The sequence below is a fragment of the Rhizorhapis sp. SPR117 genome, from assembly GCF_021742065.1.
Genome location: NZ_JAKKIE010000235.1, coordinates 1 through 492, shown reverse-complemented (window position 1 = coordinate 492; position 492 = coordinate 1). Strand labels below are relative to the sequence as shown.

The 492-nt window shown below is 59.8% G+C and carries 1 protein-coding gene; it reads left to right on the top strand.

The genetic code is table 11. From position 1 onward, the window contains the following. Positions 1-116 precede the first annotated feature (116 nt). Complete coding sequence (locus L3X40_RS22165) at positions 117-398, top strand: methylase (protein ID WP_237367480.1); 282 nt, start codon at positions 117-119, stop codon at positions 396-398. Positions 399-492 lie beyond the last annotated feature (94 nt).

Genomic DNA, 492 nt, shown 5'->3' with positions numbered 1-492 from the left:
ACGTGGCGGGGTGTTCCGCGGCTTTGCGGGCCTGCGCCGCGTTCCTTCACATTATCGCGACCTCGCGATAAGCGATCATTCATCGCAACATGGAGCGCGCCCTCGAACTGACATCGGTGGTCGACGGCCTGGAGAACGCGACGCTCAACAGCGGTGCCAAGGCCTCGGCGCGCTCGCGCTTCGAATCCACAAAGCAGCGCTTCTTCGGCCAACTGCTCCTTTCGATGAAGCTCCCTACGGTCATCGCGGCCGTTCGCGCGCATATCGCCGATGGCCAGTCGGTCGTTCTCCAGCTCGTGACGACGGCGGAATCCATCCTAAACCGGCGTCTGGCCGATCTCAGTCCCGAAGAGCGCGCGGATCTCGAAATCGACCTCTCGCCGCGGGAATATGTGTAATGTTGAGCTCAACATTAGATGTATTCTTTGCAGTCGCAGTTTATGTCGAGCGTGGTGGCGGGAGGCGCAGGTTTCCTTCGGTTTTCCATGATTT